Raw genomic sequence first — 8,235 nt, 5'->3', positions numbered from 1 at the left:
GCCGCGCTGCCGATTCTGCTAGCGGCGCTTGCGGTTGCTTCCTTTGCCCTCAGCGTATGGCTGATGCGCCATGAAGGCTCGGCCAACGCCTTCTACATGAGCCCGCCGCGCGCCTGGGAGTTCCTGGTCGGCGCGATCATCGCTGTCGAAGGCTTTCCGGTGCTGCGCAACGAAACGGCGCAAAGGATCGCGCGCGGCGTTGCGGTGGTCGTACTGGCGATCCCGGTATTTTCGCTGCGGCAGGGACCGGGATTCCCCGGCCTGAACGCGCTTGCCCCCTGCATTGGAGCGGCGCTCTTCATCTGGAGCGGCATCGGCGTTCCCGCGCGAAAGCGGGCGCCGTACTCGCCTTTTCACGTCGCAAGATTTTTCGGGCAGATATCCTATTCGCTGTACCTCTGGCACTGGCCGCTGTTCACCTTTGCACGCTTCTCGAAGGACAGCCTGGTGCTGGACGCCTTCGACAAGATCGTGCTGTTCGCGCTGACGGTTGCGATCTCCTATCTGTCGTGGCGCTTTGTCGAACTGCCGTTTCGCGAGCGGACGCTGGCGCCGACGCGCCGCGCCGCCTTTGCGACCGCACTTGCCGCTTCCGCCGTGCTGATCGCTGGTAGTGTGGGGGGCACGATGCTCGGCCAAAATTCCGGCGGCGCCGATCGCGTGGTGGCGCAGCTCGAGACGTACATTCCCTACAAGTTCGAGGCGATCTACCGGTCGGGCCATTGCTTCAACCCGGCGAGCGGCGTGTTCCGCGACGATTGCCTGAAGCCGGCCCCCGACAGGAGCAACGTGCTGCTGTGGGGCGACAGCCTGGCGGCACATTACTTTCATGGCTTGAGCAAGGCGGCCGATCCGCGATCAGTCAACATCCTGCAGGGGACGGAGGCCGCCTGCATGCCGACGTTCAATGCACCGGCGCAATTCCTGGCCGCGTGCCGCAACGCCGCGACGCAGATGACGGCATATTTCCGCGACCATAAGCCCGACCTCGTGATCCTCTCCGGGGATTGGCTGGAATACGCCCGTCCGCCGCGCTTCGAGGGCATGATCGCCGATTTGCGGCAGACGATCGCAAGGCTGACCGGCAGCGGAGTCCGCGTGGTGCTGCTCGGCCCGCCGGTGCAATTCAAGGGCCGGCTGCCGCCGATGCTGCTGCGCCAGCATCTGCGCCAGGTGACGGCACGGCCGGACGATCTGCTGCTGCCTGACGTGTTTTCGCTCGACGCCAGGATGAAAGCCGCGCTGCCCGCCGACGAGTCGTTCGCCTACGTCTCGGTGCTCGATGCCATTTGTCCGGCGCGGCAATGTCCGGTCACGCTCGATGGCGGCGTACCGCTGGCCTGGGACCATGCGCATCTTACAGCGGAGGGGTCGGTGCTGGTGGTGCAGCAGCTGCTGCCGAAGCTGGGCATGGAGGAGCCCTCAGGTGAGGAGACCCACGATCGCTCCCATCAGGCACGTCGTGATCGTCCCTGATACGATCGACTTCAGCCCGAGCGCGTTGATCTCCTCGCGCCGCTCCGGCGCCATGACGCCGAGACCGCCGATCATGATGCCGAGGCTGGCGAAATTGGCAAAGCCGCACATCGCGTAGAGCATGATCAGGCGCGAGCGCGGATCGAGCGCGTCATTGCCGAGCTTGGAAAGCTCGACATAGGCGATCAACTCGTTCAGCACGGTCTTGGTGCCCATCAGGCTGCCGGCGGTGACCGCTTGCGGCCATGGCAGGCCCATCAGCCAGCACACCGGCGCCATCGCGTAGCCGAGCGGCCGCTGCAGCGAGATTTTCGCGCCGCCGACCTCCGGCAACAGGCCGATGACGGCGTTGGCGAGATAGACCAGCGCGACCAGCACCAGCAGCATGGCGACGATGTTGAGCAGCAGCTCGAGGCCTGCGGTGGTGCCCTTGACGATGGCGTCCATGGTGCTTGCGGCATGCACGTCCGGATTTTCCAGGCCGCCGCCGGTGCGTTTGCCCGTTGTCTCCGGCACCATGATCAGGCTGACGAGGATCGCGGCCGGAGCACCGATCACGGAGGCGATGACGAAATGCGCGGCGGAGTCCGGGATCAGCGGCGCCAGCAGCGTGGCGTAGAGCACCAGCACCGTGCCGGCGATCCCGGCCATGCCGCCGGTCATCACCAGGAAGAGCTCGGCGCGCGTCAGCTGCCCGAGGTAGGGACGGATGAACAGAGGGGCTTCCACCATGCCGAGAAAGATGTTGGCCGCGGTGGACAGGCCCACCGCGCCGCCGACGCCGAGCGTGCGCTCCAGGAGGCGGGCCATGCCGCGCACGATGGGCGGCAGAATGCGCCAGTAGAACAAGAGCGTCGTCAGCACGCTCATGACAAGCACGATGGGAAGGGCCTGGAAGGCGAGGATGAAGTCGGCGCCGGGCACCTTGAGGTCGAACGGCAGCGCGCCGCCGCCGATATAGCCGAACACGAAGGAGGAGCCGGCGCGCGAGGCCGCCGAGATCGCCCCGACCGCGTCGTTGATGGCGCCGAAGGCGCGCGCCACGACCGGCAGCTTGAGCAGCACGACGGCGGTTACCAGCGTCGCGGCAAGGCCGATCGCCGCTTGCTTGAGCGACACGGCCCGACGGTTCTCGCCCAGGCTCCACGCGATCGCGAGCAACGCCAGCACGCCGAACGCCGATTGCAATTGCAGCATGAATCCCCCAGCACCAAGCGCGATTATGCCAGCGCCGCGGGGCGGCGCAATGCCGTGTTGCCACGGAAGGCGTTGACATCGGGACTGCCCTCGGCCACGCCTCGGTCATGTCCCCGGCCACGACCGTCGGCGCGCGCGAATTGTTGAGGGACGCCTCGTTCCTCAATTTCCTGCTGTCGCGCAGCCTGTCCCGCTTCTCAAGCCAGATCGCGGCGGTCGCGATCGGCTGGCAGATCTACGATATCACCGGCAGCGCGTTCGACCTCGGCATGGTCGGGCTGGTGCAATTCCTCCCCACCGCGCTGCTCGTCTTCGTCGCCGGCCACGCTGCCGACCGTTTCGAGCGCAAGCGCGTGGTGCAGCTCTGCCAGATCGGGCAGGCGCTGACCGCGCTGCTTCTGGCCGCCAGCACCTATGCCGGCTGGCTCGACGCGGTGCAGATCTACATCGCGACCTTCCTGATCGGCATTGCCGGCGCCTTCGAAAGCCCGGCGACCGCGGCGCTGCTGCCGCTGATTGCGCCAAAGGGCTCGCTGCTGCGGGCCACCGCGGTTTCCTCCGGCGCGGCGCAGGTGGCGACCATCACGGGTCCCGCAATCGGCGGGTTCGCCTATGTCTTTGCGCCCAGCCTGCCGTACCTGATCATCGTCGTGTTCTGGCTGATCGGCGCGGTGCTGACCGGCTTCCTGCGGCCGGCGCAGCAGGCGACTATGAAAAAGGAGAGCGCGGACGACGACATCTATGCCGGCGTCCGCTTCATCCGCAACAACCCGGCGATCCTCGGCACGATCTCGCTCGACCTGTTCGCCGTGCTGCTCGGCGGTGTAGTCGCGCTGCTACCGATCTATGCCCGCGACATCCTGCAGACCGGCCCGCTCGGCCTCGGCATCCTGCGCGCCGCGCCCGCGGTCGGCGCGCTATTGATGACCATCGTTCTGGCGCGGCACACCATCAACCGCCATGTCGGCCTGCGCATGTTCCAGGCGGTGATCGTGTTCGGCGCGGCCACAGTCGCCTTCGCGCTGTCGCAGTGGATGTGGCTGTCGGTGGTTTCGCTCGCGATCCTCGGCGCCGCCGACACGGTGAGCGTGGTGATCCGCTTCTCGCTGGTGCAGCTGTCGACGCCGGACGAGATGCGCGGCCGGGTCGGCGCGGTGAATTTCCTCTTCATCAACGCCTCCAACCAGCTCGGCCAGTTCGAGAGCGGCGTCACCGCGGCGCTGTTCGGCACCGTGCCTGCCGCCGTGCTCGGCGGCGTCGGCACCATCGCGATTGCGCTATTGTGGATGAAGCTGTTCCCCGCGCTGCGGAAAGTGGAGAGGCTGGAATAGGGAAGACGGCTACCCCAATCGTCATTGCGAGGAGCCAACGGGTCCCGCCCCCGGCGGGCCCGATGACAGGCTCCGCGACGAAGCAATCCATGACGCGCATTGTGGCGCTATGGATTGCTTCGCTTCGCTCGCAATGACGATGGTGAGAGCAGGGCTACCCCCGCCCGACGAACGGCATCTTGGTCGCCATGACAGTCATGAAGAGCACGTTGGCATCGAGCGGCAGGCTCGCCATGTAAGCGACCGCATCGCCGACGGCCTTCGCATCCATGCGCGGCTCGTGCTTCATCGTGCCGTCGGGCTGCATCACGCCGGGGCCGGCGACCATGCGGTCGGTCATCGGGGTGGCGGCATTGCCGATGTCGACCTGGCCGACCGCGATGTCGTATTTGCGGCCGTCGAGATTGCTGGACTTGGTGAGGCCGGTGATGGCGTGCTTGGTGGAGGTGTAGGCCGATGAATACGGCCGCGGCGCGTGCGCCGAGATCGAGCCGTTGTTGATGATGCGCCCGCCCCGCGGGTCCTGGTCCTTCATGATGCGGAAGGCGTGCTGCGTGCACAGGAAGGGGCCGGTGAGGTTGGTGTTCACCACCGCCTGCCACTGCTCGAGCGGCAGGTCCTCGAAGTTGACCGGCGGGGCGCCCATGCCAGCGTTGTTGAAGAGCACGTCGAGCCGGCCGTAATTCTCCACCACCTTGGCGAACAGGGCGGCGATCGATTCCGGGCTCGTCATGTCGGCGGAGACGCACAGGCTGTTGCCGATGTTGTCGCCGAGCTTCTTGGTCTCTTCCAGCATCTCCATGCGCCGTCCGGCGAGCACGACGATGTAGCCCGCGTTCATCAGCGCCAGCGATGCGGCACGGCCGACGCCGGTGCCGGCGCCGGTGACGAGCGCGATCTTCTGCTTTGCCTCGGCCATTTCCGTTTCCCTTTACTTTTTTGCTTCTGCTTCGGTCTTGTAAGGCGGTCGCGGGATGTTCTGGTGCGCCGCGCGCAGGGCCGCCGACCAGCGCGCGCGTAGATCGTGGAAATAGGGCTCGCCCGCCTCGATGCGGTGATTGAGGTCGGCCTCGCAGGCGTCGGTGCGCACGACGAGCACGTCGATCGGAAGGCCAACGCCGAGATTGGAGCGCATGGTGGAATCCATCGAGATCAGCCCGGTCTTCAGCGCCTCATAGAGCTCGACGTCGTAGTGCATGGCGCGGTCGAGCACGGGCTTGCCGTATTTGTGCTCGCCGATCTGTAAATAGGGCGTGTCGGTGGTGCATTCGATGAAGTTGCCGGCGGTGTAGATCATGAACAGGCGCATGCGCGAGCCCTTGATCTGGCCGCCGAACAGGAAGGAGACGTCGAAAGAGACGTCCTCGGAGCGCAGCGCCGGACCCTCGGTGGCGTGGACCAGGCGGATGGCGCGGCCGATGCGCTGCGCCGCCTGGAACATGGTCGGCGCGTTCATCAGGGTCTCGACCTCGCCGGTATCGGGATTCTGGGTGCCCTCGGTCAGCGTCGACAGCACGGACTGGCTAATGGCGAGATTGCCGGCGCTGGCGACCGCCATGATGCGCTCGCCGGGTTTTGCGAAGACGTGCAGCTTGCGGAAGGTCGAGACGTTGTCGAGGCCGGCATTGGTGCGGGTGTCGGCGATCATGACGAGGCCGTCGCGCACCAGAATTCCACAACAATAGGTCATTCCCAGTCCCCAAGAGCCTGCTTGAAGCGCTTCTCGTTTTGCGGGGGCCACTAGTAACGAATTTCACCCCTGCGTCCAACCCCCGATTCCCGTGGCGGGCCCTGCGTCAAGCGGCTAGAAATCGCGTCGGCTTTGCGAGGAATTTCGGGGAGGGCAGATGCGGAGGGCGTCAGGCTTCGCGGGTGTGGTTGCAATCATTCTGCTGAGCGGGACGGCGGCGCTCGCCGGCCCCTGGGAGGACGGCATGGTCGCCTATAACCGCGGCGACTACGTGCCGGCCATCAAGCTGTTGCGGCCGCTGGCGCAGGCGGGCAACGCCAAGGCACAGAACGTGCTGGGCGTGATGTACCGCAAGGGCGAGGGCGTGGCGAAGAGCTCCGCCAGGGCCTTCATGTGGTTCAGCATCGCGGCCAGGAAGGGCGACGCCACGGCGATGGCCAGCTTGCAGGCGATGTCGAAGGAAATGACGCCGGCGGAAATGACGCAGGCGAAAGAGATGATGGCGGCCTGCGAAGTCTCAGACTATCGCGACTGCGCCTATTGATTGCGTGGGGCATCCGTCAGCGCCGTTCTCCCACAAGAGGAGGAATTTCGGCGAGGCGGCATACGCGCCAGGATTTTGCGAAACCCTCGTTGCTCGCTCGAGGTGCGGGAGCGATCGAAAGTTCGTGCTATCCCGATTGCATCGGGTCGAACCCTTCGGCATGCTGCTCGCCGGGGGCTGGCCAGACCGCTTTCCGCGGTCCTTATATTTCGATGTGCTCGCCTCCTTTTTTTGGGGAGGAACACGATGCATTTTGAGAGAAGGTTGTTTCGCTCGGGCCTTGCCGTCGCCGGCCTGGCATTTGCGGTTTTGTTTCCAACCGGCGCAGAGGCGCTCAACTTCAGTTTCCGTTTTTCGGGCAACATGAGCTGCATGCGGCCGGTGCCGGTAAGCAACGCCCCGATCAGCGGAAGCGGCACCGGTACGCTCAACCCGGATGGCAGCGTCACGGCCGAGGTCAGCCAGACCCTGCTGGTGTTCTCGACCTCGCTGCGCTTCGACAGCAAGCTAGGCCCGCGCGTAACCCCCGTGCCGGGCGGCACGGGGCAGGTGCGCGTCGCAGGCAAGCAAAGCCTGAAGTTCATCTGGAACCTGCCGAACAATACGCTGATCGTGACGGTCAACGTTCGCGGCCAGTCGTGCAACGCGGCTTTCCAGGCCAACCTGCATGGAGGAAAGAGCGAGTATACGTTCTTCGATGGATCGGGGTATCACTACTGCGGTCGCCCGGTCATGACGACATCGTCATGCGAGGTGCGCTAGGCAGCACAGCAAGAACGTCATTGCGAGGAGCGTTAGCGACGAAGCAATCCACCTGTTCACTGTGGCGCTATGGATTGCTTCGCTTCGCTCGCAATGACGGGGAAGGCCCCTAGTCCTGCCGCTGGCCGGGACGGCCGGCCTGCTCGACCTTGACCGCCACCGTCAGCGTCTCGGTGCCACCGCCATAGCGGGTGCCGCGGACGGGGGCGGCGCCGAGGTAATCGAGCCCGACGGCGACGCGCGCGTGCGCATCCGTGGTGCAGATGCCGTTGGCGGCGTCGAAGCCGATCCAGCCGAGATCGGTCACGTAAGCTTCCGCCCAGGCGTGGCCGGCCTGCTGGCCGGCGACGCCGTCGGAGCGCAGGAAATGTCCGGAGACGAAGCGCGCCGGCACGCCGCCGGAGCGCGCGCAGGCGATGAAGATGTGCGCATAATCCTGGCAGACGCCGCGCCTCAGCGCAAAGGCCTCGGCGGCTGAGGTGCCGCTGTTGGTCGGGTCCTCGTCGAAGGTCATGTGCTCGTAGATCTGCACCATCAGCGCGTGCAGGAACCCGAGTACGTCGTCGCCGGCTTCGGCGCGCAGCTCGCGGGCGAACTGCGCCATCGCCGGGTTGACTTCGGTGAGCTCGGTCGAGCGCAGGAACAGGGTTTCCGGAAACCGCTCGTCGGCGCCGCGCAGCACGCCGCCGGTGTCCTGAGTCTCGATCAGTCCCTCGACATGGATGGCGAGATCCTCGATCGGGCCGGTGGTCAGCACATGGGTGACGTTGCCGAAGGCGTCCTCGTGCACGTCGAGGCGGGTGTCGGTGGAGACGTCGATCTGCCATTCCGCGACGTATTGCCCGTCATGGCTTCCGGGCGTCATCCGCAGGATCTGGATCACGCCGGTAGCCGCTGGCTCGTAGCGATAGCGGGTGGTATGGGCAATTCGCAGGCGCATTGGTGTGTCCGTTTTCTTCCGTCATTCCGGGGCGATGCGCCAGCATCGAACCCGGAATCTCGAGATTCCGGGTTCGGCTCTTCGAGCCGCCCCGGAATGACGGTGCTCGGTTAGATCAAATACTGCCTGGTGATGATCTCGCCAAGCCGCGAATTGTCGGCGATGAATTCCTGGATGAATTCGTGCACGCCGTGCTGGAAGATGTCGTCCATGTTGCTGTGCTCGAGTCGGTTGCGGATGCCGCGGGCGTGACGCTGCGAGGCGCCCTGGCGACCATAGGCGACGCCGATCTGGT

At 65.7% G+C, this 8,235-nt stretch carries 9 protein-coding genes; 4 read left to right on the top strand and 5 right to left on the bottom strand.

Annotated features, from left to right (window positions below; genetic code table 11):
* The coding region (locus ACT4OC_RS30385; protein WP_444842760.1) for an acyltransferase family protein at positions 1 to 1,476 on the top strand (1,476 nt) is incomplete at its 5' end.
* Here the strand turns inward: ACT4OC_RS30385 and ACT4OC_RS30380 are convergent.
* Positions 1,423 to 2,673 carry a NupC/NupG family nucleoside CNT transporter gene (locus ACT4OC_RS30380; RefSeq protein WP_444842759.1) on the bottom strand — a complete coding sequence of 417 codons (1,251 nt, stop codon included), beginning with the start codon at positions 2,671 to 2,673 and terminating at the stop codon, positions 1,423 to 1,425. The genes ACT4OC_RS30385 and ACT4OC_RS30380 overlap by 54 nt on opposite strands.
* Positions 2,674 to 2,780: 107 nt before the next feature.
* Between ACT4OC_RS30380 and ACT4OC_RS30375 the strand changes: the two genes are divergently transcribed.
* Entirely contained in the window at positions 2,781 to 4,004 is a 1,224-nt protein-coding gene (locus ACT4OC_RS30375; RefSeq protein WP_444842758.1) for an MFS transporter, read from the top strand.
* Positions 4,005 to 4,158: 154 nt separating this feature from the next.
* Here the strand turns inward: ACT4OC_RS30375 and ACT4OC_RS30370 are convergent, their stop codons facing one another.
* Positions 4,159 to 4,923 carry an SDR family oxidoreductase gene (locus ACT4OC_RS30370; protein WP_444842757.1) on the bottom strand — a complete coding sequence of 255 codons (765 nt, stop codon included), beginning with the start codon at positions 4,921 to 4,923 and terminating at the stop codon, positions 4,159 to 4,161.
* Positions 4,924 to 4,935: 12 nt separating this feature from the next.
* Entirely contained in the window at positions 4,936 to 5,694 is a 759-nt protein-coding gene (locus ACT4OC_RS30365) for a peptidase (protein ID WP_444842756.1), read from the bottom strand.
* A gap of 157 nt (positions 5,695 to 5,851) precedes the next feature.
* Here ACT4OC_RS30365 and ACT4OC_RS30360 point away from each other — a divergent pair, with 157 nt between their 5' ends.
* Together ACT4OC_RS30360 and ACT4OC_RS30355 are read left to right on the top strand one after the other, a co-directional pair.
* Positions 5,852 to 6,238, top strand: a complete 387-nt coding sequence (locus ACT4OC_RS30360; protein ID WP_444842755.1) for a tetratricopeptide repeat protein — start codon at positions 5,852 to 5,854, stop codon at positions 6,236 to 6,238.
* A gap of 264 nt (positions 6,239 to 6,502) precedes the next feature.
* Positions 6,503 to 7,000: a hypothetical protein gene (locus ACT4OC_RS30355; RefSeq protein WP_444842754.1), complete on the top strand. Its 498-nt coding sequence runs from the start codon at positions 6,503 to 6,505 to the stop codon at positions 6,998 to 7,000.
* A gap of 109 nt (positions 7,001 to 7,109) precedes the next feature.
* Here the strand turns inward: ACT4OC_RS30355 and ACT4OC_RS30350 are convergent, their stop codons facing one another.
* Both ACT4OC_RS30350 and ACT4OC_RS30345 read right to left on the bottom strand, forming a co-directional pair.
* Entirely contained in the window at positions 7,110 to 7,940 is an 831-nt protein-coding gene (locus tag ACT4OC_RS30350; RefSeq protein ID WP_444842753.1) for a transglutaminase family protein, read from the bottom strand.
* 110 nt (positions 7,941 to 8,050) lie between these two features.
* A partial coding sequence (locus ACT4OC_RS30345) for an alpha-E domain-containing protein (RefSeq protein WP_444842752.1) occupies positions 8,051 to 8,235 on the bottom strand: 185 nt, incomplete at its 5' end.

Origin of the sequence: Bradyrhizobium sp. (assembly GCF_052389815.1) — a bacterium.
Taxonomy (GTDB): domain Bacteria; phylum Pseudomonadota; class Alphaproteobacteria; order Rhizobiales; family Xanthobacteraceae; genus Bradyrhizobium.
This window is presented reverse-complemented; position numbering and strand designations above follow the sequence as displayed.

Coding starts and splice junctions, on each gene's coding strand:
- ACT4OC_RS30380 (WP_444842759.1), bottom strand. CDS start 2,673: ATGCTGCAATTGCAATCGGCGTTCGGCGTGCTGGCGTTGCTCGCGATC.
- ACT4OC_RS30350 (WP_444842753.1), bottom strand. CDS start 7,940: ATGCGCCTGCGAATTGCCCATACCACCCGCTATCGCTACGAGCCAGCG.
- ACT4OC_RS30375 (WP_444842758.1), top strand. CDS start 2,781: ATGTCCCCGGCCACGACCGTCGGCGCGCGCGAATTGTTGAGGGACGCC.
- ACT4OC_RS30370 (WP_444842757.1), bottom strand. CDS start 4,923: ATGGCCGAGGCAAAGCAGAAGATCGCGCTCGTCACCGGCGCCGGCACC.
- ACT4OC_RS30365 (WP_444842756.1), bottom strand. CDS start 5,694: ATGACCTATTGTTGTGGAATTCTGGTGCGCGACGGCCTCGTCATGATC.
- ACT4OC_RS30360 (WP_444842755.1), top strand. CDS start 5,852: ATGCGGAGGGCGTCAGGCTTCGCGGGTGTGGTTGCAATCATTCTGCTG.